The organism is Kocuria soli (genome assembly GCF_003797835.1).
Lineage (GTDB): Bacteria > Actinomycetota > Actinomycetes > Actinomycetales > Micrococcaceae > Kocuria > Kocuria soli.
This window is the reverse complement of sequence record NZ_RKMF01000003.1, coordinates 49,351-73,640: the sequence shown is the minus strand read 5'-3', so window position 1 is coordinate 73,640 and position 24,290 is coordinate 49,351. Positions and strand designations below refer to the sequence as shown.

Annotated in this window: 25 protein-coding genes; 9 read left to right on the top strand and 16 right to left on the bottom strand. The window is 64.3% G+C overall.

Going from position 1 to position 24,290, the window contains the following annotated elements; translation table 11 throughout:
* Positions 1-41 precede the first annotated feature (41 nt).
* On the top strand, positions 42-839 hold the full coding sequence (locus EDL96_RS03155; RefSeq protein ID WP_123824372.1) for an IclR family transcriptional regulator: 798 nt from the start codon (positions 42-44) through the stop codon (positions 837-839).
* Here the strand turns inward: EDL96_RS03155 and EDL96_RS03150 are convergent.
* The 3 genes from EDL96_RS03150 to EDL96_RS03140 are packed head-to-tail and all read right to left on the bottom strand — an operon-like array spanning position 836 to position 4,526.
* The gene (locus tag EDL96_RS03150; RefSeq protein ID WP_123824371.1) at positions 836-1,780 is read right to left on the bottom strand and encodes a beta/alpha barrel domain-containing protein; all 945 of its coding nucleotides are present in this window, start codon (positions 1,778-1,780) and stop codon (positions 836-838) included. The two genes, EDL96_RS03155 and EDL96_RS03150, sit on opposite strands and share 4 nt — an antisense overlap.
* On the bottom strand, positions 1,777-3,033 hold the full coding sequence (locus tag EDL96_RS03145) for a CaiB/BaiF CoA transferase family protein (RefSeq protein WP_123824370.1): 1,257 nt from the start codon (positions 3,031-3,033) through the stop codon (positions 1,777-1,779). Before EDL96_RS03145 ends, EDL96_RS03150 begins: the two co-directional genes overlap by 4 nt.
* A gap of 59 nt (positions 3,034-3,092) precedes the next feature.
* Positions 3,093-4,526, bottom strand: a complete 1,434-nt coding sequence (locus EDL96_RS03140) for a GntP family permease (RefSeq protein ID WP_123824369.1) — start codon at positions 4,524-4,526, stop codon at positions 3,093-3,095.
* A 413-nt stretch (positions 4,527-4,939) separates the two neighbouring features.
* On the opposite strand from EDL96_RS03140, the gene erm reads away from it, so the two are divergent.
* A complete protein-coding gene (gene erm / locus EDL96_RS03135) occupies positions 4,940-5,713 on the top strand; it encodes a 23S ribosomal RNA methyltransferase Erm (protein WP_123824368.1) in 774 nt (257 codons plus the stop codon).
* On the opposite strand, the gene EDL96_RS03130 is transcribed toward erm, so the two are convergent.
* Positions 5,703-6,071: a MerR family transcriptional regulator gene (locus EDL96_RS03130; RefSeq protein WP_123824367.1), complete on the bottom strand. Its 369-nt coding sequence runs from the start codon at positions 6,069-6,071 to the stop codon at positions 5,703-5,705. The genes erm and EDL96_RS03130 overlap by 11 nt on opposite strands.
* A gap of 64 nt (positions 6,072-6,135) precedes the next feature.
* Between EDL96_RS03130 and EDL96_RS03125 the strand changes: the two genes are divergently transcribed.
* Complete coding sequence (locus EDL96_RS03125; protein ID WP_123824366.1) at positions 6,136-6,585, top strand: RBBP9/YdeN family alpha/beta hydrolase; 450 nt, start codon at positions 6,136-6,138, stop codon at positions 6,583-6,585.
* Positions 6,586-6,652: 67 nt separating this feature from the next.
* Here the strand turns inward: EDL96_RS03125 and EDL96_RS03120 are convergent, their stop codons facing one another.
* From EDL96_RS03120 to EDL96_RS03090, 7 genes are all read right to left on the bottom strand, one after another.
* On the bottom strand, positions 6,653-7,699 hold the full coding sequence (locus EDL96_RS03120; RefSeq protein ID WP_123824365.1) for an LLM class flavin-dependent oxidoreductase: 1,047 nt from the start codon (positions 7,697-7,699) through the stop codon (positions 6,653-6,655).
* Positions 7,700-7,773: 74 nt separating this feature from the next.
* Positions 7,774-7,983: a tautomerase family protein gene (locus tag EDL96_RS03115; RefSeq protein WP_123824364.1), complete on the bottom strand. Its 210-nt coding sequence runs from the start codon at positions 7,981-7,983 to the stop codon at positions 7,774-7,776.
* Positions 7,984-7,989: 6 nt separating this feature from the next.
* Complete coding sequence (locus tag EDL96_RS03110; RefSeq protein WP_123824363.1) at positions 7,990-9,471, bottom strand: aldehyde dehydrogenase; 1,482 nt, start codon at positions 9,469-9,471, stop codon at positions 7,990-7,992.
* Positions 9,472-9,496: 25 nt separating this feature from the next.
* Entirely contained in the window at positions 9,497-10,231 is a 735-nt protein-coding gene (locus EDL96_RS03105; protein WP_123824362.1) for an alpha/beta fold hydrolase, read from the bottom strand.
* Between the two features lie 5 nt (positions 10,232-10,236).
* Positions 10,237-10,788: an amino acid synthesis family protein gene (locus EDL96_RS03100; RefSeq protein ID WP_123824361.1), complete on the bottom strand. Its 552-nt coding sequence runs from the start codon at positions 10,786-10,788 to the stop codon at positions 10,237-10,239.
* On the bottom strand, positions 10,785-11,429 hold the full coding sequence (locus EDL96_RS03095; RefSeq protein ID WP_123824360.1) for an amino acid synthesis family protein: 645 nt from the start codon (positions 11,427-11,429) through the stop codon (positions 10,785-10,787). The genes EDL96_RS03100 and EDL96_RS03095 overlap by 4 nt, the downstream gene beginning before the upstream one ends.
* Entirely contained in the window at positions 11,413-12,108 is a 696-nt protein-coding gene (locus tag EDL96_RS03090) for a GntR family transcriptional regulator (protein ID WP_123824359.1), read from the bottom strand. Before EDL96_RS03090 ends, EDL96_RS03095 begins: the two co-directional genes overlap by 17 nt.
* 128 nt (positions 12,109-12,236) lie before the next feature.
* On the opposite strand from EDL96_RS03090, the gene EDL96_RS03085 reads away from it, so the two are divergent.
* Both EDL96_RS03085 and EDL96_RS03080 read left to right on the top strand, forming a co-directional pair.
* The gene (locus tag EDL96_RS03085) at positions 12,237-13,214 is read left to right on the top strand and encodes a flavin reductase (RefSeq protein WP_123824358.1); all 978 of its coding nucleotides are present in this window, start codon (positions 12,237-12,239) and stop codon (positions 13,212-13,214) included.
* A 30-nt stretch (positions 13,215-13,244) separates the two neighbouring features.
* The gene (locus tag EDL96_RS03080; RefSeq protein WP_123824357.1) at positions 13,245-14,957 is read left to right on the top strand and encodes a BCCT family transporter; all 1,713 of its coding nucleotides are present in this window, start codon (positions 13,245-13,247) and stop codon (positions 14,955-14,957) included.
* 54 nt (positions 14,958-15,011) lie between these two features.
* Here the strand turns inward: EDL96_RS03080 and EDL96_RS03075 are convergent, their stop codons facing one another.
* Together EDL96_RS03075 and EDL96_RS03070 are read right to left on the bottom strand one after the other, a co-directional pair.
* Positions 15,012-15,806 (bottom strand): hypothetical protein, encoded by a 795-nt coding sequence (locus EDL96_RS03075; RefSeq protein ID WP_123824356.1) that lies wholly within the window; start codon positions 15,804-15,806, stop codon positions 15,012-15,014.
* Positions 15,807-15,911: 105 nt separating this feature from the next.
* Positions 15,912-16,283: a hypothetical protein gene (locus tag EDL96_RS03070; protein ID WP_123824355.1), complete on the bottom strand. Its 372-nt coding sequence runs from the start codon at positions 16,281-16,283 to the stop codon at positions 15,912-15,914.
* 29 nt (positions 16,284-16,312) lie between these two features.
* On the opposite strand from EDL96_RS03070, the gene EDL96_RS03065 reads away from it, so the two are divergent.
* Positions 16,313-17,080: a class I SAM-dependent methyltransferase gene (locus EDL96_RS03065; RefSeq protein ID WP_123824354.1), complete on the top strand. Its 768-nt coding sequence runs from the start codon at positions 16,313-16,315 to the stop codon at positions 17,078-17,080.
* A 74-nt stretch (positions 17,081-17,154) separates the two neighbouring features.
* Here EDL96_RS03065 and dnaB read toward each other — a convergent pair whose 3' ends face one another.
* Positions 17,155-18,486 carry a replicative DNA helicase gene (dnaB, locus tag EDL96_RS03060; protein WP_123824353.1) on the bottom strand — a complete coding sequence of 444 codons (1,332 nt, stop codon included), beginning with the start codon at positions 18,484-18,486 and terminating at the stop codon, positions 17,155-17,157.
* Between the two features lie 415 nt (positions 18,487-18,901).
* The gene (locus EDL96_RS03055; RefSeq protein ID WP_123824352.1) at positions 18,902-19,264 is read right to left on the bottom strand and encodes a hypothetical protein; all 363 of its coding nucleotides are present in this window, start codon (positions 19,262-19,264) and stop codon (positions 18,902-18,904) included.
* A gap of 122 nt (positions 19,265-19,386) precedes the next feature.
* On the opposite strand from EDL96_RS03055, the gene EDL96_RS03050 reads away from it, so the two are divergent.
* The 3 genes from EDL96_RS03050 to EDL96_RS03040 all read left to right on the top strand — a co-directional run bounded on the left by EDL96_RS03050 (position 19,387) and on the right by EDL96_RS03040 (position 21,920).
* Positions 19,387-19,908, top strand: coding sequence for a MarR family winged helix-turn-helix transcriptional regulator (locus EDL96_RS03050; RefSeq protein ID WP_123824351.1), 522 nt, complete (start codon positions 19,387-19,389; stop codon positions 19,906-19,908).
* A gap of 156 nt (positions 19,909-20,064) precedes the next feature.
* A complete protein-coding gene (locus EDL96_RS03045; RefSeq protein ID WP_123824350.1) occupies positions 20,065-21,237 on the top strand; it encodes an LLM class flavin-dependent oxidoreductase in 1,173 nt (390 codons plus the stop codon).
* On the top strand, positions 21,234-21,920 hold the full coding sequence (locus tag EDL96_RS03040) for an FMN reductase (protein WP_123824349.1): 687 nt from the start codon (positions 21,234-21,236) through the stop codon (positions 21,918-21,920). The genes EDL96_RS03045 and EDL96_RS03040 overlap by 4 nt, the downstream gene beginning before the upstream one ends.
* Positions 21,921-21,992: 72 nt before the next feature.
* On the opposite strand, the gene EDL96_RS03035 is transcribed toward EDL96_RS03040, so the two are convergent.
* Entirely contained in the window at positions 21,993-24,275 is a 2,283-nt protein-coding gene (locus EDL96_RS03035) for an MMPL family transporter (protein WP_123824348.1), read from the bottom strand.
* Positions 24,276-24,290 lie beyond the last annotated feature (15 nt).

Below are 24,290 nucleotides of genomic sequence, written 5' to 3'. Positions count from 1 at the left end.
CGATCAGGAAGCCCGCCGTCGGCTTGGGTTAGCGTGAACCCATGGCAGCGTCGGACACAAAACCCCAGGGGCCGAACAACCCTCTCCTGGTCCTCGGGAAGATCAGCGCAATCCTTGACGCGTTCACCTTGAGCCGCCCAACTTTGACGCTGACCGAAATCCGTGAGGCAACCGGCATGCCCACGTCCACCGTTCAGCGCTTGGTCACCAACCTGGTGGCGCAAGGATTCCTCGACCGTGAAGAGGATTCCTTCCGAGTCGGGATGAAGATGGCCTACTGGGCCGCTCCGGCGACCCGCGGCATCGAAATGCTCGACCTCTTCACACCTCTGCTCAAAGACCTCCGCGACCTCACGGGTGAGACAACCGCCTTCTTCAAAGCCGAAGAGGCGTACAGGGTCTGCGTCGCCTTGGCAGAGACCCGCCACGCGCTCCGCCGCGAGATGCACGTCGGTCGGATCCTGCCGCTGCATGCCGGGTCTGCAAGCCACGTGCTGTTGGCGTGGCGCCCGGAACTGCTGGAGAAGATCCGCCACTCACCGCTGCAACCGCTCACCGAGTTCACAATCACCAGTTCCCAGGACCTTGAGGCCGCGGCTCGACGGACCCGCCGTGACGGCTTTTCCATCACGGTGGGTGAACGAGATGACGGCGCCTCGGGTCTGTCGGCTCCGGTGTTCGATGCTTCCGGTGTTCTGATCGGCGCGGTGACCATCAGCGGTCCGACCTTGAGGATGCCGCGTTCGGTGTGCGAAGGCTGGGTCGAATCACTCCTGTCGACTGCCGAACGCATGACCCGGCTGATGGGCGGCAGATTCCCCGACGAAGCCGGTTCTTAAGCGGCCGTGCCGCTGGCCTTCGTCCACCTGAACGCCGGGGCATTCGAATGGACGCCCTGTGCTGTCCGGGAACGGTTGGGCTCCCCGAGTTCATCGAGCAGTCCCTCCGAGAGGTCGACCAAACTCCACAGGGTCTCAGCCTTGAACCACTCGGGCCGGGTTGCAAAGAGCAGATCCTCACTGGCGGTGTTGCCACTGGCACCGGGGGCGAACGGGCAGCCTCCTAGACCCCCGAGTGCACCGTCGACGACGCTCGCCCCCGCAGACACGGCTGCCAACGCATTGGCCACCCCCAGACCCCAGGTGTCATGCCCGTGGAAGACGATGCGTCGGGGCGGCGTTTCCTGCTGGACACGTGAGATCAACGCACTGACTTCGGAGGGGACGGCTTGCCCCAAGGTGTCGCAGATGACGATGTCCTGGGTTCCCTCCGCGCGGGGGTCGTTCGCGATGGCCAGGACCCGCTCAGGATCCACCTGCCCTTCGAACGGGCACGTGAACGACGTCGCCAGGCAGAGCTGAATCTTCCCGCCCACTTCCTGGGCCAGTCGGACAGCCTCGGGAAGAGCCTCCAAGCTGGCCTCGGTCGTGCGGCCGATGTTCGCCTGGTTGTGGGAATCGGTGACGGAGAAGCAGTACTGGAAGTTCCGCGCGCCCGCTGCTGCGGCCTTTGCGACGTGCCGGGGGGTCGCCACCCAGATCCAGCAGCGTTCCAGCTCCTCCGGAGTCAGGGCTTCGACCACCTCCAAGGTGTTGGCCATCGGCGGCACCAGGTCAGGGCGAGCCATCGACCCCAGCTCGATTTCCGGTACGCCCAGTCGAATGAGCTCCCGCACCACCTCGACCTTCCTGTCGGTCGGGAGGACTTTGCCCGTCAGCTGCAGTCCGTCCCGGAGGGTCACATCGCGCAGTTCAACAGGGTGTTCGTGGGTGGAGTTCATGCCGAAAGCCTCTCTTCGGTGGTGGATGCGGCAGCGATCTGCTCCGCGGTGAGGCCCAGAAGACCTCCCAAGACCTCGTGGGTGTTCGCGCCGAGATCCGGGCCCAGGTGGTCGATGGGCAGCGACTCCTCACCGATGACGGGCACGATGCCCGGGAAGCCGACGTCGGTGAGCGTCTCGTCCCCGGTTGAGACGTCCATCTTCTGGATCATGTTGCGAGCCGCATACTGTTCGTCGTCGCTGATGTCGGCAGCCGTGAGAATCGGCCCCGCGGGAACACCTGCGGCGTCCAAGACCTCGAGGGCCTCCACGGAGGTCCTAGCCGCCGCCCATTCCCCGATGGCCGCATCGAGTTCTTCGCGGCGTGCCCACCGTTGAGCATTTGTCTGCAAGTGCGGATCGGCTCCGAGATCCGGACGACCGATGGTGGTCATGTACCGCTGGTAGATCGAATCCCCGTTGCCGGCCACCACGATGCTCGCCCCGTCGGAGCAGACATAGGCGTTGGACGGCGCGATGCCTTCCATCCGCCCACCAAGACGCTCACGAGTGATCCCGTAAGCCTGGTAGTCCGGTATCAGCGATTCCATCATCGAGAACATGACTTCGTGGAGGGCGACGTCGATGATCCGCTCCCTGAGCGGCACGCCCTGGGAGGAACTGTCCGGGCCACGACGCACCTCCCTCTGGAACAGGCTCATGACGACGCCGAATGCAGCGTAAAGACCCGCGATGGAGTCACCGATGGACACACCGACGCGTACCGGTGCACGGTCCGGATCGCCCACCAGGTTACGGAATCCGCCGTAGGCCTCGGCCACGGCCGCGAACCCGGGTCTCTGGGACAGGGGACCCGTCTGCCCGAACGCCGATATTCGGCTGATGACCAGTTCCGGGTTGAGTTCGTTGAGCACGTCGGGGCCCAGGCCCCACTTCTCCAACGTTCCCGGCCGGAAGTTCTCCAGCAAAACATCACTTTCTGCAACAAGGCCCTTGACCGCTTCACGCCCTGCTTCAGACCGAAGGTCCAGCGTCACGGACTTCTTGTTCCGGTTGATCGTGCGGAAGAGCATGGACGTGGTGCCTTTGTAGAGACGCCAGTTCCGCAGTTCATCTCCCGTGGCGGGGCGCTCGATCTTGATGACCTCCGCCCCGAAGTCTGCAAGCAGGCGCCCGGCGGTGGGAGCTGCAATGTAGTTGCCCAGTTCGAGGACACGGACCCCGTCCAAGGGCTTGATCGAAGTGTCAGTCATGAGTTCTCCTCCAGAAGTCGGTATGCGTACGACGACGGGCAGCGGCCCGGAGCATCGCGTCAGATGAACAGCCCCAGGACCAATGTGCAGCACAGGGCCACCACGGACGCGACCGATACCCCCAGCGAGCAGGACTTCAACGTCCCCTTGGTGGTCTGTCCGAGCATGGATTGCAGCAGCCAGAAGGTGTTGGACGTGACGTGCACCAGGAACAGTGATCCCGCCCCTGCGGCCAGCGCGATGAGAACCGGATCCAGGCCGATCTGCGGGGCCACCGGGGCCAAGAGGCCGGCCGCGGTGATGGCGGAAATCGACACGGATCCGACCGCGATGTGCAGGACCGCGGCGATCGCCCACACGGTGAGCAGCGGAGCAAAGGAACCGGCGGAGAAGTACTGACCCAAGATGTCTCCCATGCCGCTTCCCGCGACCACAGCGGCCAATGAGCCACCCGCTCCCGTCAGGATCAGGATCTGCCCGGATTCCCGGAATCCATCGACCACCGCCGACTCCACGCGCTTGCGGCCGATGGTGAACCTCCCGACGTAGCTGGTCCCCAACAGGCTGATGAGCAGAGCAATCACGGGGGACGAGAGGAAGTCCATCGGCGGGCTGGAGAGCCCCACCATTTCGAGGATGGCGCCGCTGGCGATGAGGGCGAGGGCCAACAGCATGGGAGTGAACAGCAGGATCAAGGGCGGTTCCTTCTCCTGGCGGGCCACACCCTGGTGGACTTGATGCGGGAGCAGACCCACGCGGGTCCCGTGCCCGTCAACCAGTCCCTCCTTGGCTTCAGCCTGAGAAGGGTCGGTGTTCATCGCGGCGATTTCGGATTCGCCGTCGTCCGGGGACTCCTGATCTTGTTCGATCTTCCAGAGCCCTCGGGGGATGAAGAAGTTCATGATGGCGATGGAGATCACGATCGTCGGCACGATGACGATCAGGCCGAAGATGAGCATCTTGCCCAGCGGGACGCTCAGCAACCCCGCGAGCGCCAAAGTTGCCACCCCCGGCACCATCAGGACGATGCCGCATTCGAGGCTGATGGCCATCGCCGTCGCCATTTTGGCCGTACCGTATTTGCCCAGGTGAGGTGCCATCCTCCGAGCCAGAGGTGCGCTCATGACCAACAGGACGTCCAAGAAGATGGACTGCAACAAGGTTCCGAGGGTCAGGCCAAAGGCATATGGCACCCCCCGCGGCCCGAATATGCGCAGCAGACCGTCGACCAGGCGATGGATGGCCCCCATCTCATTGAGGATCGACCCCATCAGGACTCCCCAGGCGATCAACAATCCGACTTCGAACATGATGTCCCCGAAGCCCTGCATGACCGTCTCGGTGGTACCCGCGGCACCCATTCCGGTGGCCAACCCCAGCACCGCGGCTCCGATGACCAACGAGACCACGGGGTTGATCCGCATTTTCACGATCATGACGACGATCCCCAGGATCACGACGCCGGTAATGGTCAGGATCAGCCAATCAGCCATTGATTCCCACCTTCTGTTCCACCCGCAGCCATCACTCGATGTGGGCGGGATCACTTCTTCGTGTAGCCCACAATGTAGGTCACACACCACATAGTGAGCAATGGAAATCTGGGGTTGATCCGTTCCGATCGGCGCCATTGCTGGTCACGGGCGGGATTTTGCTGTCGCAACAGACCTGTCACGAATCCTCTGCTATCGTCCTGACCCATGGGAACACTGGTTTCAGCGCCCGTGATGGGGCGCTTCTTCACGTATCGCGACCGCCGCCACTGACGGCGTCGTCGCAGATTCTTTCGCTGTAGCGCGCCGTCACCACCGAGATGCAAGGCACCTCGGTGGGGCCACTGAGCCGTACCCGCTTGAGTGATCCCGTTTCCCCGAGGTGCTCCACACCTAATCTCTGGAGCGCACTCATGCCACGTTCTCGCCATGGCGGACGCCACGAACTGGGCCAGAACTTCCTCAGCCACACACCGACCATCGCCCGCATCGTCGACCTGGTTTCGGCGACGTCGGGACCCATCCTGGAAATCGGTGCCGGCGACGGCGCCCTGACACGCCGACTCGCAGAGCTCAACCGACCGCTGACGGCCATCGACATCGACGAGCACCGCACCCGCCGTCTGACCAACCGCTTCCCGACGGTTCAGGTCGAATGCGCGGACGCCATGCGGTATCCGCTGGATTCACGGGTCGTCGTCGGAAACATCCCGTTTCACCTGACCACACCCCTACTGCGCCGCCTCCTCTCCTCGGGCGAATGGCGGCACGCCGTCCTGCTCACGCAGTGGGAAGTGGCGCGCAAGCGCGCGGGAGTCGGCGGGTCCACGATGATGACCGCTCAGGCCGCACCGTGGTTCGAGTTCAGCTTGGAGGGCCGCGTCCCCGCCACCGCCTTCAGGCCCATGCCCAGCGTGGACGGGGGCATTCTGAGCATCATCCGGCGAGGACCGCCCTTGGTCCCCGGCCGCGAGCGCGTGGCGTACGAACAGTTCGTGCACCGGTCGTTCACCGGCCGGGGCCGGAGTTTGGCCCAGATTCTCTGTAAAGCGACCGGGCACCAGATGCCAGTAATTCGACGCGCCATCGTGAGAGCCGGTGTCCCCCACCGCAGCTTGCCGCGAGACCTGACCGTCGACCAGTGGGCTTCGCTGTGGACGAGCCTGGGCAGGACCGTCAGTCGCTGACCTCAGGAACAACGGCACGGGTCAAGGCATGGAGCGCCTCGCGAGTACGCGTGAGGCGCTCCATGCCCGCCGACAAGCGACGTTCCACGTCGTTCAGCTCCCGCTCAAGTGCAGGGCACAGCTCAATCTCCGTTCGATCGGCACCGGTGCGAACGCAGTCCAAATAGCGGCCCACCGCCTCGGTGCTCAACCCGGCCTCGATCATCACTCGAATTCGTGCGACATCCGCCAGGTCGTCACCGGTGTACTGCCGATAGCCGCCGCTGGACCGCTGCGGCGTCAGCAATCCCCGCTGTTCGTAATGCCGCAGTGCCCGCGCACTGACACCCGCCCGTTCGGCGAACTCCCCGATCTGCACCGCTCTCCTCCCACCACGCCAGCACTTGACCCTGACGCTGGCGTCAAGGTCTAACCTCCCGAACATGACATCGACCAACCACATTCCCGCTGGCACCGATCGAATCAGCTTCCCGGACAAGGTCGTGATCGTCCACGGCTTCGGCGCCACGGCCCACGACCACTGGTTCGGCTGGCTTGCGGATCGGATCCCCCACGCGAACGTGGTCTCTCTCCCCGATCCCGAGCGTCCTGATGCCGCCACCTGGATCCCACGGGTGGTGGATGCCATCGGGCAGCTAGAACCCGGCACCGCCGTCGTCGCCCGCAGTCTGGATCTGTCGGCGGTTCGGCCCGCCCTGGGCCGGAGCGCAGTCCTGCGCTCAGACAACGATGCGCTGGTTCCGGCAGACCTCAGCGACGACTTCGCACATCAACTAGGTATCCAGGCTCGGGTGGTGCCCGGCGCCGGTCACTTCCTGGACGACGACGGCGTCACCGAACTGCCCGCCGTACTCGAGGTTCTGCACCCATGACGACGACACCGGGCGGGCAGCCGCCTCCTCAGCGACTGTCCGCCCGATGCCGGTCAGGCAGTTGTCCTCACTGGAACCGCGGAACCACCTGGTCCACGAACAACTGCAGGGAGCGCTTCTTCTCCTCGTGCGTCATCCCGTTGTCGGTCCAGTAGCTGTATTCGTCGTAGCCCATGTCCTGGTACCGCTGGATCCGTTCGGACACCTCGTCCGGGGTGCCGATCATCGCGGTCTTGTGCAGGGAGTCAGCCGCAAACTCGGGACGTTCGGCCACAGCCTCCAGAGGTGCCGGATCCTTGAAGCCATTGACGGGTTCGTCCTTGCCGAAGGCCCAGGACTGGAAGGTCCGGTAGAACCGATTGATGGCATCCGCCGCGGGCCGCCACCCCTCGGCATCCTCCGTGGCGTGGACATAGGTGTGTTTGAGCACCATGATCTCCGGGCGCTTCTCCACCTCCGGATGAGCTGCGACGGCGGCGTTGAACTTGTCCATGAGGTCCTGGACCTCCTCGTCGCCCTTCATCAACGGCGTGACCTGGACGTTCCAGCCGTTCTCCACGGCCCAGTGATGGGTCTCCTCGCTGCGCGCGGCGATCCAGATCGGCGGGTTGGAGGGGTTGAGGGGTTTGGGAACGGAGGTGGAGACCGGAAACCGCCAGATCTCGCCGTCGTGTTCGTAGTCCCCGTTCCACAGCTGCTCCATGGCGGGAACCAGTTCGCGGAGGTACTTGCCACCGTCGGCTGCGGGTATGCCGCCGCAGAGTCGGTTGAACTCGAACTGGTACGCACCGCGAGCCACACCCACCTCGGCGCGGCCGTTGCTGATGACGTCCAGCAGGGCGGTCTCACCGGCCGCGCGGATCGGGTTCCAGAACGGAGCCACGATCGTTCCCGCACCCAGGCGGATCTTTTCGGTCCTGGCCGCCAGGTATCCCAGCTGGATCATCGGGTTGGGCGAGGCGGTGTACTCCATGGAGTGGTGCTCCCCGATCCATACGGTGCCGAAACCGCCCTTCTCGGCAATCTGGACCAGTTCGACCAGGTTGTCCCAGTGCTCCTTCTCGCTCACGGAGTCGTCCCAACGCTCCATGTGGATGAACAGTGAGAATCGCATGATTGCTCCCTTCCGGATCCCACGACGTCCTCGGCGACGTCGCGATTTCGTGAGTTCTGTGGTCAGTTCCGCAGTCAGGACTGTGTACGGGTCGTGCTGGTTCGCTCGGTGATGGTCTGGTTGGTCCGGGCCCACAGGCTGGGCTCGACCTCACGGACCAGAACCGTGATGTTCTCCGGAGCGGCGCCCGTCGTCGTTTCCGCGGCCCGATGAACGCCGTCGATGAGGTTTCGCAGTTGTTCGGGGGTGCGACCCTTGGCAATGGAGATGTCGATAATCGGCATGCGCGATCAGCCCCTCATCACGAAGGGATCGGCCATGGGCCCTTCGTCCGTGTTGATCCACACGGACTTGAGCTTGGTGTACTCGTTCATGGACTCCAGTCCGTGCTCGATACCCACCCCGGAGGTCTTGAACCCCTGCCGAGGGGACTGCGGGGACATGGCGCGATACATGTTGATCCACACCGTCCCGGCCTGAAGCCCTTGGGACATCCGCATGGCCCGCTGCAGGTTGGAGGTCCACACGCCCGCCGCCAGACCGTAGGTCGTGTCGTTGGCCAGCCGCAGCACCTCCTCCTCCGTGTCGAACGGCATGACCGCTGCGACGGGGCCGAAGATCTCCTCCCGGCACACCCGCATGTCATTGGTGGTGCCGGTCAGCACGGTGGGCTCCAGGAAATACCCGGGGAGGTCGATTTCGGGGCGATTGCCTCCCGAGTACACCGTGGCGCCCTCACCCACGCCGATGTCGATGTAAGACCTGACCTTTTCGAGCTGCGACTCGAAAGCCAGCGGGCCCAGCTCCGTGCTCTGCTCCAACGGGTCACCAATCTTGATGGTCGCGGCCCGTTCGCTGACCCGCGCGAGCAGTTCGTCGTACACGCTTCGGTGCGCGAACACCCGGGAACCGGCAATGCACGTCTGACCGGCCGCAGCGAAGATCCCCGCGACCACACCCATGGCTGCGTTGGACACGTCCGCATCCTCGAACACGATGTTGGGGCTCTTACCACCGAGTTCCAGCGTGCACCCGATGAAGCGGGCACCCGCTGAGGCACCGATGGCAGACCCGGTGGCGGTGGATCCGGTGAAGGAGATCTTGGCGATGTCCGGGTGATCGACCAGCGGAGCACCCGCCTCCGCTCCGGTTCCGGACACCACGTTGACGGCACCGGCCGGGAACCCTGCCTCGTACGCCAGTTCCGCGAGCCGCACGATGTTCCGCGTGGTGTACTCGCTGGGCTTGATGACAATCGTGTTCCCGGCAGCCAGCGCGGGGGCCAGCTTGGAGACCGTCAGCGTCAACGGAGAGTTCCACGGGGTGATCGCACCGACCACGCCCAGGGGCTCCCGCTGCGTGAAATTGATGATGTCCAGCGAGTTCGTGGGGATCTGGGAACCCTGAACCTTGTCGGCCAGACCGGCGTAGTAGTAGAGGTACTCCGGCAGGGTCTTGAGCTGCCCCACCATCTCCCTCAGCAGCTTGCCGTTGTCCAGGGTTTCGTTGCGGGCCAGTTCCTCGGTGTTCTCTCCGACCAGATCGGCCAGGCGACGGAGCAGGTGACCGCGCTGGGTTGCCGTCGTGCGTTTCCAGGCGGAGGACTCGAACGTGGTCTTGGCGCTCTGAACCGCCCGGTCGACGTCCGCCTTGTTGCCCCGGGCGAATTCGTACAACTTGTCCAGGGTTGCGGGGTTCGTGCTGGGAATGTATTCACCGGAACTGGGGGCAACGTGCTCGCCGCCGATGAAGTGGTTGATGAGTTCAGTCATCACGCTGTCCTTCCTGTTCTGGGGCTTACCCCTGGGCGAAATGCCGCGTGAGTTCACGGGCGAGCACCCGGGGGTGGGTAACGGGGATCATGTGGCGGGCATCGGGGATGATCGTCACGGTGGACTCCTGGATCCGGTCGTGGAGTCTGTGGCTCATGTCCGGTGTGGAGCCAGGGTCCTCCGCACCGGTGATCATGAGCGTCGGGGCTTGGATCAGGGCTAGGTCCCCGGCGATCTGCCGATCGCCCGTGGCAAAGACCTCGTAGGCCCTCACGTAGGACTCGGGGTCATTGGCGAACAGCATCGAACGGGTGCTCTCCCGCAGCACCGCGCTGTTCGCCGTCGTTTCCGGGAACCAGCGGTCCAGTGCCGTTGCCATGCTTCCCGCGAAGTCCTGACGGGCTGCGGTCAACCGCGTGGCCACGGCCGCAGCTTCCTCCTCCGTGCGCTCACACACCGCGCTGAGCAGGGCCAAGGTCTCGACCCGCTCGGGGTGATGGGCAGCGATGTGCATGGCGATCAGCGCACCGAGCGAGAACCCCACCAGGTGGACCCTGCCCTCCGGAAGCCGGTCCAAGACGTCCTGGGAGAGCTCCGCGAGTGTGGTCTCCGACGTCAAGGGCGGCTGCTCACCGTGTCCGGGAAGGTCGAGAGCGTGCACGGGGCGGTCCAAGAGCCCCTCGAGCTCGGCCCAGATCGTCCGGTCCAAGCCCACCCCGTGCAGCAGGACCACGGGAGTCGACGAGTCATTGCCGGCCATGAGATCTACCGCTCGGTCGAGAGATCCGCCAGGCGCTGCTGCGGACGGCCACGTGTGGCCCCGGCGAGCGCGATCACGATCTCATGCGGGTGCGGCGCGTCGGCGATCCGCACTTCCGTGGTCTGGTGGTGGGACCGGATCGTGGCGTCGGTGAAGTGCTTGAGTGGGATGTCAAAGGTGGCTCCGGCCAGTCCGCGCTTTTCGACGGCGGGCAGCAAGGTGCTCGCGTTGGCGGCGTCCCGGAAGTGGTTGCCGAACTTGAGGGTGTGGATCAACGCGGAGCCGTGCTCGATCTCGCCGTCGATACCCACGATCGCGGCCTTGCCGTAGGCCTCCAGCGGAGCGCCCAGAGCCTCCATGACACGGGGAGCCAGGACAGCTCCGAGATCAGAGGCCACGGCGTCGATTCCCGGGGCCAGATCTTCCACGAATCCCTCTCCGGCCCAGGGATTATCGATCACAGCGGCCACGACGGCGACGCGCGCGGTCGGGTCGACCTCCCGGCCGCCCTCTCCCAGGATCTCTTCGACGATCGTGGTGACTTTGCGGATTCTCATGACAGGAGTCCTTTCAGGATGGTGGTGTCGACGTCGGGGTCGGTTTGTCGGTCCCCGATGCGGGGAAACGGTCTGGGGCCATCGGAGGCGGCCGCGATTACGCAAATCTCGTCCGGGTGGGGGGCATCCGGCAGGTGCAGGTCGATGGTTTGGTAGTAGTCGCGCAATCCCGCCGTGGTCTTGTGCCACAGCGGGACCTTGAGGTCCGGACCGGGTTCGGAACGACCGTCGGTGAAGCAGATGATCGCGGTACCCCCCAGCATCTCGCGGACCAGGTTGCCGAAGTAGGGCGTATGGATCAGTGCAGCCGCGTGTTCCAGCTCGCCGTCGGTTCCGACCAGGGCGGCCTTGCCGAAGGTCTGGATCGCGTCCTTGCCGCCGAGCGCTACGAGCAGGCGGTCCGTCAACAGTTTGGCCAGGACGGGCGCGACGTCGCGGGTTCGCTCCCCCAGGTCCTGGTACACGCCGGTACCGGACCAAGGGTTGCTCAACACAGCCACCGCTGCGGCCTGACGCACGGGGCGGTCCAAGGGGTGGCCACCCTCCTCCCGCACTTCTTGGAGCACGGTGAAGATCCTGCGGACACCCAACTGGTGGCCGAGAGATGCGAAGGTGGTGGACTGGTCAGCCTGTGACGTCATCACTAGACCCTTCGTCCCCGCGGGAAACCAGTGCCGCCTGGCTCGAGGCGTTGACGTGCTGGCGCATGCTGAACTCGGCGTTGACCGCGTTCTTGTTGCGGATCGCGTCAACCACCTTGTGGTGTTCACTGTTGGAGTTGATGAGCCGGGCGGGATCCGCAACGGTGCGAGTCACGATCCGGTGATACGCCAACTGGTTCATGAGCCGTTGGTAGTGCTCGAGCAGTTTCTGGTTGTCGGAGCCACGCACGATCGTCCAGTGGAATTCGTGGACCAGTTCGGCATAGCGCTGACTGTCTCCGTCCAAGGCAGCGCGATCGGAGGCCACCAGATTCTCCTCAAGACTTTGCAGTTCCGGAACAGCACCCCGTTGGGCCAGCAGGCCGGCCGCCAAACCTTCCAGTGCTTCCTTGAGCTGGAACAGTTCAACGATCTCTCGCTGGGATGGGTGGCGGACGAAGGTCCCCACGCGGGGACGAATCTCAACCAGGCCCTCGTTCTGCAACTGCTTGAGAACCTCGCGGACCGGGGTACGGCTGACCCCGAACTGCTCGGCCAGCGTCTGCTCCGGCACCAGGTCACCCGGCTCGTACTCGCCCCCGAGGACCAGGTCACGCACCCTGTCAAGCAGTGAGACGTCAGTCATCTTGACCGCGGAGCTTTGGTTCGTTTCTTGCATACAAGAACCGTACGACTTACCCACCTGAAGTGTCAACGATCACATGACAAGTGCCGTGATCTCGGCATATATCCGGATTCTCGGTGACCTCTTGACGTAACGGGCATCACATCCCTAGCCTTCCTTGCATGCAAGAGACAGGCATTTCACACCTCAAAGACACACTCCGAAGCAACATCGAATCCGCCTGGAGCAAGGCCTGGGACTCCGGAAACGTCAATGCCCTGGACGAAATAGTGAGCCCTGGCTACGTCCGGCGCCTCACTAACTCCGGGCTCAGGTCCGGGATCGACGAAGTCAAGGACGAGATCCTCAGGATTCGTGAAGCCCTGCCCGATCTCCACACCTCCATCGATCGGATCCTGGTCGAAGGCGACTCAGCGGCTGTGTACTGGCATTCCACGGGCACCTTCACCGAGGCCCTCAACGGCGTTCCGCCCACCGGAGGCACCGTGGAGACCTACGGCTCGAACCTGGTGACGGTCCAGGACGGAAAGATCATTTCCGAGGACGTCACCTGGGATGCAACACAGCTGTTGAACGACTTGGGTCTGTCCTCCCTGGCTTCGGCATTCGAGGAACACACCGTCGACCCCGTCGTCGACAACCTGGACGGCACCCCGCACCGAGAAATGCTCAAGGCCTTCAACCGCCAATTCGTCTCCGGTGTGACGGTGGTGTCCGTCCTGGACGAGACCAGCACCCCCAAGGGGCTGGCGGTCAGCTCCTACAACTCCGTCTCCCTGGACCCGCCCCTGGTGCTGTTCTGCGTGCAGAAGACCTCCTCCACCTACCCGTCCCTGTTCCGCGGGAAGCACCTGGGGATCAACATCCTCAGCTGTGAACAGCGGGAGACGCTTGGGGTCTTTGCCTCCAAGGACAAGGACAAGTTCGCCCGCGTGCCGTGGCACGAAGGCCCCAATGGTTCACCCCTGATCGACGGCTCGGCCGCCGCGGTCGAGGTGGAGGTCAAGGAGCGTTTCCAGGCCCTGACCCACACCGTGTTCATCGGGCGGGTGGTCCACGCCGAGACCTCGGAGGACGAACCCATCATCTACAAGGCCGGCAAGTTCTTCGACAGCCGAAATCTCGATCCCCTGGACTAGGGCATCGGATCCACAGGAACGGATGAAATCATGGACGACCTCACGCCCCACAAGCGGCACCGGATCCATTGGGACGGGCACGGCCCCGGCTACGTTGCACACCCGGACGAGCCTGAATTCGCTGGACACGGGCTGGAACCGGAGTCCGGCCCCACCCCGGCTGTCCTGGAGGCGGATCGCCTACGGCACCGTCCGGGCACCGTCTTCTGGATCTCCATCGTCCTCGTCCTGGCCTTCACCGCCTGGGCGGCCCTGGCCCCGGAGAGCCTGGGCGGCTCCCTGACCGGGATCATGAACTGGGTGGCCGGCAGCGTGGGCTGGACCTACCTGTTGGTGTCCTTCGGGTGCATTGCGCTCATGGTCTTCCTGGGTTTCAGCCGCTTCGGGGAGACCCGACTGAGCGCCTCCGACGGCGAGCGCCCCGAGTTCAGCACGTTCTCCTGGCTGGCCATGATCCTCTCGGCCGTCATGGGAATCGGTCTGATCAGCTACGGGGTTGCGGAACCGATCAGCCACTTCGCCTCTCCCCCGCACGGGATGGCGGACACCGGCACGCACGAGGCCGCCGTGCGCGCCCTGCAGTTCTCGTATTTCGACTGGGGCCCGCACGCCTGGGGTGTGTTCGGCGTCTTCGGTCTGGCCATCGCCTATTCGACCCACCGCCGCGGCAACACGGGGCTGGTCTCCCCCATGCTCAAGCCGATCTTCGGCAAGGCGATGGATGGTTGGGCGGGCAAGGTGATTGACATCTTCGCCGTGTTGGCCACGCTGTTCGGCACCACGACGTCCTTGGGGCTGGGTGCCTCGCAGATCGCCGAAGGCATCAACCGGGTGCTGGGAATCCCGGAGACAACGTTCGTGAAGGTCGCCATCATTGCCGGGATCACGGTGATCTTCACGCTCTCCGCCCTGTCCGGTGTGAACCGCGGCATCAAGTTCCTGAGCCAGAGCACCGCCGTGCTCTCGGTTGGCCTGGCCCTGTTCGTGCTGGTCACCGGCCCCACGAACTTCATCTCCAACATCTTCTTCGAGGCCTCGGGGCAGTACGTCAACGACTTCTTCAAGGTCAGCTTCATGACCCCTGCCTCCCCGGACGAGGTGCAGTGGTACCAGTGGTGGACCTACTTCATGCTCGCCTGGTGGTTGAGCTGGGGCGCCTTCGTGGGGGTGTTCCTGGCCAAGATCTCCCGGGGGCGCACGATCCGTGAATTCGTGTTGGGCGTCATGGGTGTGCCGAGCCTGGTGTTCTTCATCTGGTTCACGATCTTCGGCGGCACCGCGATCAAGTTCGACATGGACGGCGACGGTGCCATTGGCAAGGCCGCCCTGGAGAATCCGAATCAGGCGTTTTTCGACACGTTGGCACACCTGCCACTGGTCGAGGTGACCTCGGTGATCGGCATCATCCTGGTCATCCTGTACTTCGTCTCGGGTGCCGACGCGAACACGTTCGTGCTCTCCATGCTCACGTCCCGAGGGACCCTGGAACCCACCCGTCCCGTCCTGACCGTGTGGGGTGCCTTGACCGGAATCGTGGCGTTGTTCCTCTTCCTGGTCGGCGGGCTCACAGCTCTTCAACAAACGGCGATGATCTCAGCCCTGCCTTTCACGATCATCGTGGCGCTGCTCGGAGTGTCCCTGATCCTGCAGTTGCGTGAGGACCGGCGCTTCGACCGGTACCGCGTGGTGCGACGAGAGGATCTCCGAACCGGATCACTGCGTCAGGTCGACCGGCCCGAGTGATCCCAAACTGCCAGCGGGGCCCGGACCGCCGTCGTCGTGGTCCGGGCCCCGTGCTCAGGCCCCCTGGGTCTGGATGACTGCGATCTTCTGCCACACCTTGCGGGCCATGTCCGAGGTCAGGGTTTCCATGCCTTCGACGGCGTCGAGCACGTCACCGTCCGTGGTGTCCTCGGCGAACAGCGCGGCCGTCTTGCCCACCAGGGAGAGCATCTCCGTGCAGTAGTCCAGGTAGTGCGTGAGTTCCCCGCGAGTGAGGTCCAGGCCGCCGTCGGCCCTGGAACCGCGTTCCAGCCGTTCGGGGACCTTGGTGAGTTGGTGCATGTCGATCACGTGGGCCAGCGAACGCAACCGGTGCAGCAGGCGCAGAACGCGAGCGCGCTCCAAGCGTTCGGGGACAGCGACCAGGAAGAACACCGCGATGCCCACGAAGACCAGGTCGTTGATGATCGTCTCGATCAGCGGGAGCCAGTCCACGGGCGTGAGCGCGTCCGGCGTGGACATGATGTCGGCCGCGGCCAGGCCGATCGCGCCCACCATGAACGCCACCAGTGCCAGGACGCCCAGCCGGGACAGGACCCGGGCCAGCCGGACACGGCGCCGGCTGATCCCGCTGTCGGTGCTGACCTCGTCCACCATGGCCAGCAGCTCGCCGCAGACCTCCCACAGGCCGCGATCCGGGAAGCGCGAACGGATGCGGTCCTGGAGCGTGGCGGTGGAGAGCCTGACGGCAGCCGCATCCAGACGTTGGTAGCGACTGCCCAGGGGTGGGGCGTCGTCGTGGTCGTCGGGGCGGGTGGTTGGTTCCGGCGCCGGCGGTTCGGTCGATTGGGGTTCGGGGGATGTGGCCACCGGGCGAGACTACGCCAACGACGGCGCGGCTCGCCTTGAGTGGGCCTGGTCCCCGGGGCTCGTAGTCACGCGATTGTGCTGGGGGTCGGTCTTGGGTGTCCGGCCTCAGGCCTCGCTCACGCCCGCGCCGTGAGCAGCAGTGTTGATCCGCTCGGCGGTGCCAGCGGGATCGTCCACACTGATGATGACCTGCGAATACTGCTCATCTACCAGATCAATGGTGACCACGTCGTCGAAGCCACTGATGTTCCAGAACCGGCGCTCACCACCCGAGTGGAACGTCCCGGTCAGCTTTTCGCGCCACCGCAGGCCCGGCCCGCGCCAGCCCTTCGCCTGGTCCTTGGCGCCGGGCGTGTGGGCCGCGCCGCGGACGTGCGACAACGGGACGGTGATGGATTTCTTGACGGCCCAAAGCTTGTCCAGGCCGATCGGTTCGACGACCAGGGATTCGGGGGTGATCGTGGCCTTGTTGCGCATACTTCGATGGTAGACGCGGCGGTCAGGCGTTGAGCATCCCCGCAGTACGATTGCGATCGCGCTGGATTCTTGGACATAGTTTGAGTGTGGATCTGTACGAGCACCTCGCGTCCTGGTGGCCAGTCATCTCTCCGGTCGAGGGTCATGCCGAGGAGGCGGCCTGGATCGAGACCCTGCTGCCTGCGCAGGGATCGGTGCTCGAACTGGGTTCAGGAACGGGACTCCTCGCCCACCACCTGTCGAAAGGGTTGGGGATGACGCTCACCGATCAGTCGGCTTCCATGCTCGCCGTCTCACGCGAGCTGAATCCAGGATGCTTCCACGTTGAAGCCGACATGCGCGAGCTCCGGCTGGACCGCACTTTCGACGCCGTGCTCGCCCACGATGCCATCGACTACATGACGACGCGGTCAGACCTGGCGCGCGCGGCGGCTACGGCATACGCGCACTGCGCCGAGGACGGGGTCGCGGTGTTCGTCCCGGACGACCTGGCGGAGACCTTCGTCGAGTCGACGACGCTGGAGGAGAACAACGCGCCTGACGGTCGCGCCGCGAGATTGGTCGACTGGACGTGGGACCCGGACCCCGACGATGAGAAAGTCCAGACTGAATGGTTGCTGCTCCTGCGAACGGCGGCCGGGGAGGTCTCCGTCCATCACGAGTGCCACACCTTCGGTCTGTTCGGGCGGCAGGTGTGGATCGACACGCTGATTGAGGCTGGCTTCAGTGATGTCCGGAGCGTCGAAGAGCCCGTCGACCGACCACGAACCGCTTTTATCGCTCACCGGTGTGTTTGACATGTAGTGGTTTCCTGTCGAGTGGCAGGTAGGGCCCCGGTCCGCAACCCTTCCACCACGTACGAGTCTCTACATCAGAACCCCTCGTGCGCCATGTTCGCGAACCGCGAGTAGTGCCCTTGGAACGCCACCACGATGGTCTTGGTGGGGCCATTACGGTGCTTGGCCACGATCACGTCCGCTTCTCCCGCGCGCGGCGATTCCTTGTCGTACACGTCGTCGCGGTGCAGCAGGATCACCATGTCCGCATCCTGTTCGATCGACCCACTTTCACGAAGGTCCGACACCATCGGCCGCTTGTCCGTGCGCTGCTCGGAACCACGGTTGAGCTGGGACAACGCGATGACCGGGACGTCCAGCTCCTTGGCCAACAGCTTCAGCGCACGGGAGAACTCGGAGACCTCTTGCTGGCGGGACTCGACCTTCTTGCCCGAACTCATGAGCTGCAGGTAGTCCAGGACCACCAGCTTGAGGTCATGCCGCTGCTTGAGCCGTCGGCACTTGGCCCGGATCTCCATGAGCGACATGTTCGGGGAATCGTCGATGAACAGCGGCGCCGAATCCAACTTGCCCATGGTGGAGGCGATCTTCTGCCACTGCTCGTCCCGCAACGTGCCCTTGCGGAGATCCTGCAGGTTCAGGGTCGCTTCGGCCGACAGGATCTTGAGTGCGATCTCGTTGCGCGCCATCTCCAACGAGAAGATCGCCGTGGTCATGTTGTGTTTAATGGCCGCTGACCTGGCGATGTCAATTGCGAACGTCGATTTGCCCATGGCCGGCCTGGCCGCCACCACGATCATCTGCCCGCCCTGCAGACCGTGCGTGAGCTCGTCGAACTCCGTGAAGCCGGAAGGCACGCCCTGCATGCCCGACTTTCCACCCGCGGCCTCGATCTCCTCGACCGTTGACTCCACGACCTCTTTGAGGGCCACGTAGTCCTCGGAGTTGCGGCGTTCGGCCACGGTCATGATCTCGGACTGTGCCTCGTTGACCAGGGTTTCCACCTCGCCGTCCTGCGAGTAGCCCAGCTGCACGATCTTGGTCCCGGCCCCCACCAGGCGCCGCAGCACAGCCCGTTCCTGCACGATCTCCGCGTAGAACCCTGCGTTGGCCGCGGTGGGCACAGACGAGATCAAGGAGTGGATGTAGGCCGCGCCACCCACGTTGTCCAGCTCGCCGCGCTTGGTGAGTTCGTCGGCCACGGTGATCGCGTCGGCCGGCTCACCCTTGCCGTAGAGGCTCACGATCGCCTCGTAGATGGATTCGTGCGCGGGCCGGTAGAAGTCCGCCCCCATCACCACCTCGACCACGTCCGCGATCGCGTCCTTGGACAGCATCATGCCGCCCAGCACGGACTGCTCGGCCACGTTGTCATGCGGGGGTGTGCGCACGAGATCTTCGGACACGCTGGACCTTTCGAGGGGTTCGGGATCGACGACGACGCGCGCCGGTCAGACCACCATTGTGGACCACCGCACCGACCACACAATGACCGTCAGGCGCTCAATCAGGCCGTGGAACTCGATCGACTGGAATGAATACCCACAGCCTGTGGACAACTTGTGGAACACGTGTGGGGATCGCCGCGGTCAGGTGTGGGTAGACGGTGCACAACATGTGGACGCCTGTGGACAAACCCAGGCCTTAACCGGGGCTTGAAACACATGAAATCGCAGGTCAAGAAGGCCAGAACCCCGAAACGACGGGCCGATGACCACCTTTCCACAGGGTTTGTCCACAAGGGTCATCCCGATCTGCGGAAAACTTCCACATGCCCGAGTACAAGGCCAAGGAAACGAGCCAAAGGCAGGAGACCTGCAACTACATGGTCAGAGCAGCCTGGAGCACCACCAGCAACGTGGCCGGGGAGATGAGCACGGTTGCCAGCAGCAGAACGATGTTCCAGGGACGGTGCTTCCGGTAGGTCACGGAGCTGGCCAGCGCCGTGAGGAACGCACCCACGTCCGCCAGGGTCGACAGCAGCAGACCCCCGATGAAGCTGAGGGACATCACTGCTCCGGATCCCGTGTTCCCCAGCACGAATGCCAACACGAAACTCACCAACGCCAGCACCCACAGCCCCAGAGAGATCGGAAAGAGCCGCTGCTCGGGCTTTCGAGGGCGGCGCGCGCCGGAGCGGTCACCGGCGTCGTTCTTGCGGATCATGGGGCGGGAAGGGCTCACGCCCTGCATCCTGACACACGGCTCACCGCGTGGACGGGAGCGCAGCGGCAGTCAGCCGTCATCTACCAGCTTGTTGACAGATCACCTTGAGTGACATGTCACCTTATTACTAGACTGGGCGCATGGCCGCAGCAACTCCCCTCGAAGACTCCCCCGGCACCTCCCCGGAACCCGCCTGGCTCACGGACGGCCAACAGCGCATCTGGCGCAACTGGCTCTCCGCCAGCTCGCGCGTGCCGGCACGCCTGGGCCAACAGCTCCAGCAGGACTCCGGACTCTCGCTGCAGGACTACGAGGTCCTGGTCACCCTCAACGAGGCCACCAACAGTTCCTGCCGGATCACCGAATTGGCGGGCCTGCTCGAGTGGGAACGCTCCCGCATGTCCCACCACCTCACCCGGATGGAGAAGCGGGGCCTGGTTTGTCGCGGAGCCTGCCCGGACGACGGGCGCGCGCAGCTCGTCGAACTGACCGACGCCGGCCGAACCGCCCTGGAGGCCGCAGCCCCGGGCCATGTCCGTGCCGTCCGCTCCGTGCTCTTTGACGCCTTGAGTGACGACGACGCCGCCGAACTCGGGCGCATCACCGCCTTGATCTCGGACCACCTGAATGCCCAGGAGTGCGGGCTCGCCCGTCGCGGCTGACCGCCTCCCCGGGGTTGACCAGCACAGACATTCACACCACCACCATTGGTTGACATATCACCTATACAGGTCCATAGTCATACGTGATACGTCACGTATTGGCACAGACGGACCACAGGGCCCGAACGTGGCGGGTCTGATCAAGGAGTAGACATCATGCAGTTCGGCATCTTCAGCGTCGGCGACGTCACCACGGACCCGACCAACGGCACCACCCCCTCGGAAGCTCGCCGCATCCAGGCGATGACCAAGTACGCCCTCAAGGCTGAAGAGGTCGGCCTGGACGTCTTTGCCACCGGCGAGCACCACAATCCGCCGTTCGTGCCGTCGTCACCCACCACCCACCTTGGGTACCTGGCGGCGCAGACTAAGAACCTCAAGTTCTCCACGGCCACCACGCTGATCACCACCAACGACCCCGTCAAGATCGCCGAGGACTTCGCGTTCCTGCAGCACATCTCCGGCGGCCGCGTGGACCTGACCATGGGCCGCGGCAACACCGGCCCGGTCTACCCCTGGTTCGGCAAGGACATCCGGGACGGCATCCCGCTGGCCATCGAGAACTACCACCTGCTGCGCAAGCTGTGGCGGGAGCCCGTGGTCAACTGGTCGGGCAAGTTCCGCACTCCGCTGCAGAACTACACGTCCACCCCTGCCCCCCTGGACGAGGTGCCCCCGTTCGTCTGGCACGGCTCCATCCGTTCCACGGAGATCGCGGAGCAGGCCGCCTATTACGGTGACGGCTTCTTCCACAACAACATCTTCTGGAACATCGAGCACACCGCCGCGATGGTCAACCTGTACCGCCAACGCTTCGAGCACTACGGGCACGGATCAGCCGATCAGGCCATCGTGGGTCTGGGCGGCCAGTTCTTCGCCGCGGACACGGAGGCCGAGGCCAAGCGGATCTTCCGCCCGTACTTCGACAACGCCCCCGTCTACGGCCATGGCCCGTCCATGGAGGACTTCACGCGAGCCACCCCGCTCACCGTGGGCACCGTGGATCAGATCATCGAGCGCTACCTGGGCTACGCCGATCAGGTGGGTGACTTCCAGCGACTGCTGTTCCTCCTGGACCACGCCGGCCTCCCGGAGGAGTTGGTCCTGGAGCAGATCGAGATTCTGGGCAAGGAGATCGCCCCCGTCCTGCGCACGGAGTTCGAGCGTCGTCGTCCGGCCCACGTGCCCTCGGACCCGCCCACCCACGCATCGCTGGTCGCCGAAGGTCCGGAGTCCTCGCACCGGAAGGTAATCAACGCCGTGGTCCCCGATTCGAACGACGACGACGCCACTGTCACGTCGTCCCAGACCGAAGGAGCATCCCGATGACCCGCCACCTCGTCGTCGTGGCCGCTGGACTGTCCAACCCGTCCACCACGTCCCTGCTGGGTGAACGCCTGGCCGAGGCCGTCACCGCGCAGGTGGGTGGACGGGGTGAGAGCGTGGAAGTCGAATACGTCGAACTGCGCGATCTTGCCGTCAACCTGGCCCATGCGATGACCACGGGCGGGCTCCCCGACCCGGTTTTGGACGACGTCAAACGCAAGCTGTCGGCCGCAGACGGTCTGATCGCCGTGACTCCGGTGTTCAAGGCCTCCTACGCGGGGCTGTTCAAGAGCTTCTTCGACGTCCTGGACCAGGACGCCCTGGTGGACATGCCCGTGCTGATCGCGGCAACCGCCGGTACGCCGCGGCACAGCCTGGTCCTGGACCACGCGGTGCGGCCACTGTTCACGTACATGCACGCCACGGTGCTGCCCACCGGAGTCTTCGCGGCCACGGAGGACTTCGGCTCCGACGAGGCCGGGTTGGAGCGGCGCATCAACCGGGCCGCCGGTGAGTTGGCCACCGCGATGGTGTCCACGCAGACCGGCGTCGCCGGGTTCATGCAGGAAGGGCTGGGTGCGGCACCCGCACCCACACCCACAGGTAGGGTCCGTCGCACGGGCGTGGACATGACTCCGGCCGTGACGGACTTCACGAGTTTGTTACGCGGCCACGACGGCTCTTGAACTGAGGACAACCTGCTTGCCTGGTAGCAGCACCTGGACCTTTCCGCGCAGAATGATCACTTTCCTGTCTGCTCAAACCGTCTCAGTTGGATCGCTCGACGTTGTGGCCGAATCTCGGCCACGACGGTGAGCTCCCTTCCCGCTGGAGACGATCGCCGGAGTCAGGGCACTGATCGCTGCCGCGGATTCCCTCCGCCGTCGGGCCCGCAGATCCTCCTCGCGCTCCGAGTCCGCAGGGTTGATGTCGTTGAGCATGGGACCGTCGGAGACCTCACTGAGTCCCACGAGACCATGCAGCTTACGTAGCGGACCCGGAGACCACCAGTTCGCATTACCGGCAATACGCATGAACGACGGCACCAGGACACCGCGTACCAGCGTGGCGTCCAAAAGGATTGCAAAGGCCGTACCGATACCGAACAGCTGAAGGAAAGTGACCTGACTGGTACCAAAAGCTGCGAAGGTCACGGAGAGCACTACCGCAGCCAGGCTGGTGATTCGTCCGGTGTGGGCAAGGCCCTCCACCACGGCCTGACGGTTGTCCTTGGTCCTGTCCCACACCTCCTTCATGCGCCCGATCAGGAACAGTTCGTAGTCCATGGACAGCCCGAAGGCGATACAGAACAACAGGACGGGCATGGCCATGTCCAACGGTCTGGGCGTGAATCCCAGCAGTTCGGCGAAGGCTCCGTCCTGGAAGATCCAGGTCACAACGCCCAGCACTGCGCCCAAGGAGATCACGTTCATGACCAATGCCTTGAGGGGCATCAGCACCGATCCAGTGAACAGGAACACCAGGACGAAGGTCGTGGCCACGATCAGCGCCAGCGCCGTCAGGAGATGATCCGTCACGGCTCGTCGATCATCGATGAATCGTGCCGTGCCCCCGGTGTATTCGACCCTGTTCGTCCCCTCCGGCGGGGACAAATTCCTGAGCTCCTTCACAGTGTCAATCGCCTCTTCGCCCAGAAAATCCGCGGGTCCTCCTACCCGGATGGCGTAGTACTCATCCGCCTGGAGTTGCTCGTGGAGCATGGACTCGGGCGGTGAAGCCACGTGGCGCCCGTCCCGGTAGATCCCCGTCGCGGCCATGACCTGATCCACGCCCTCCACCAGAGACGCGCGTCGGGCGTAGTCATCCAACTGCTCAGAGGAGACCTCTGAGCTGACGATCCCAACGGGGGAAGCGGAGCTGTTGGACGGGAAATGATCGCGCAGGATGTCCCCAGCTTCCCGGCTGACTTGGTCTCCGGTGAGGATCCGATCATCAGGAGTGGCGAACTGTACGTGGAGCAAGGGAGCGGCCATCACACCGATGGCAACCAAAACGGGGATTGCGGAGAGCAAGGGGCGTTTGTAAACCACCCTGGCGACATGACCCCAGAACTGGGACGGGGCAGACAACGAAGGTACGGCGGACTTCTTGCTACGCACCGAAAGACTGTCAATCCGGGGACCGAGTTCTGCCAAGAGGGCTGGAAGGACCACCAGAGCACCCAAAGCCGCAACCACAACGACGGCAATCCCGCCGTACCCGAATGACCGCAAAAAGGGCGGCGGGAAGACGAGCAAGGCGCACAGGGCGCTGGCCACGGCCAGACTGGTGAACAGAACTGTTCGTCCAGCGGTGGCCAGAGTCCTGCTCAGGGCCTCTTGGGCAAGCTCACTTCGTCGGGCGGCGTGGCGACCCTGTCCGCGAACGTCGAGTTCTTCACGAAAGCGGCTCACCATGAGCAAGGAATAGTCGATGGCCAGTCCAAGCCCCAGGGCTGTTATCAGATTGATCGAGTAAATGGAGACATCCGCCACCAGTGTGATCAGCCACGTTGCGAAGAACGCTCCCAGCACGCCGAAACCCCCCACGGCCAGGGGTAGTACCGCCGAGACCACACTTCCGAAGACGATCAGCAACAGGATCATGGTCAGGGGAACCGCAATCAGCTCTGCGTACTTGAGGTCGACGAGGACCTGCTCGTTAATCTCCTGGGTGATCGGCGTCGTTCCGCCCAACAGCACTTGCGTGCCGTCCTCGCGCTCACCCACCAACCGATCGGAGAGTTCCTTGGCAGTGTCGATCTGCTCCTGGTCGCTGCCGGTCACGTGGGCAGCGATCAATCCCCACTCACCGTTGTCAGAGACCAGGGAGGACCCGGTTCCCGGATCGGTGAAAGACTGCACGGACTCCACGCGTGAGTCTTGACGTAGTTGCTCTGCAACGTCGGCACCCGTCTGGTTCGAAGGCCGGCCCTCCTCCCCTGGTGGGACGTCTGCCGGTTCACCGACCAGTACCACCAGGTTTGCTTCCCCGCCCAGATCTTCGTGGACGATCTGTTGGGCCACGGCCGACTCGGACATGGGATCAGCGAATCC

Coding starts and splice junctions, on each gene's coding strand:
- EDL96_RS03035 (WP_123824348.1), bottom strand. CDS start 24,275: ATGTCCGAGTCGGCCGTGGCCCAACAGATCGTCCACGAAGATCTGGGC.
- EDL96_RS03085 (WP_123824358.1), top strand. CDS start 12,237: ATGCAAGAGACAGGCATTTCACACCTCAAAGACACACTCCGAAGCAAC.
- EDL96_RS03140 (WP_123824369.1), bottom strand. CDS start 4,526: ATGGCTGATTGGCTGATCCTGACCATTACCGGCGTCGTGATCCTGGGG.
- EDL96_RS03145 (WP_123824370.1), bottom strand. CDS start 3,033: ATGACTGACACTTCGATCAAGCCCTTGGACGGGGTCCGTGTCCTCGAA.
- EDL96_RS03095 (WP_123824360.1), bottom strand. CDS start 11,429: ATGACGTCACAGGCTGACCAGTCCACCACCTTCGCATCTCTCGGCCAC.
- EDL96_RS03080 (WP_123824357.1), top strand. CDS start 13,245: ATGGACGACCTCACGCCCCACAAGCGGCACCGGATCCATTGGGACGGG.
- EDL96_RS03120 (WP_123824365.1), bottom strand. CDS start 7,699: ATGCGATTCTCACTGTTCATCCACATGGAGCGTTGGGACGACTCCGTG.
- EDL96_RS03155 (WP_123824372.1), top strand. CDS start 42: ATGGCAGCGTCGGACACAAAACCCCAGGGGCCGAACAACCCTCTCCTG.
- EDL96_RS03045 (WP_123824350.1), top strand. CDS start 20,065: ATGCAGTTCGGCATCTTCAGCGTCGGCGACGTCACCACGGACCCGACC.
- EDL96_RS03115 (WP_123824364.1), bottom strand. CDS start 7,983: ATGCCGATTATCGACATCTCCATTGCCAAGGGTCGCACCCCCGAACAA.
- EDL96_RS03110 (WP_123824363.1), bottom strand. CDS start 9,471: ATGACTGAACTCATCAACCACTTCATCGGCGGCGAGCACGTTGCCCCC.
- EDL96_RS03040 (WP_123824349.1), top strand. CDS start 21,234: ATGACCCGCCACCTCGTCGTCGTGGCCGCTGGACTGTCCAACCCGTCC.
- EDL96_RS03150 (WP_123824371.1), bottom strand. CDS start 1,780: ATGAACTCCACCCACGAACACCCTGTTGAACTGCGCGATGTGACCCTC.
- EDL96_RS03050 (WP_123824351.1), top strand. CDS start 19,387: ATGGCCGCAGCAACTCCCCTCGAAGACTCCCCCGGCACCTCCCCGGAA.
- EDL96_RS03090 (WP_123824359.1), bottom strand. CDS start 12,108: ATGCAAGAAACGAACCAAAGCTCCGCGGTCAAGATGACTGACGTCTCA.
- erm (WP_123824368.1), top strand. CDS start 4,940: ATGCCACGTTCTCGCCATGGCGGACGCCACGAACTGGGCCAGAACTTC.
- EDL96_RS03125 (WP_123824366.1), top strand. CDS start 6,136: ATGACATCGACCAACCACATTCCCGCTGGCACCGATCGAATCAGCTTC.
- EDL96_RS03105 (WP_123824362.1), bottom strand. CDS start 10,231: ATGGCCGGCAATGACTCGTCGACTCCCGTGGTCCTGCTGCACGGGGTG.
- EDL96_RS03070 (WP_123824355.1), bottom strand. CDS start 16,283: ATGCGCAACAAGGCCACGATCACCCCCGAATCCCTGGTCGTCGAACCG.
- EDL96_RS03100 (WP_123824361.1), bottom strand. CDS start 10,788: ATGAGAATCCGCAAAGTCACCACGATCGTCGAAGAGATCCTGGGAGAG.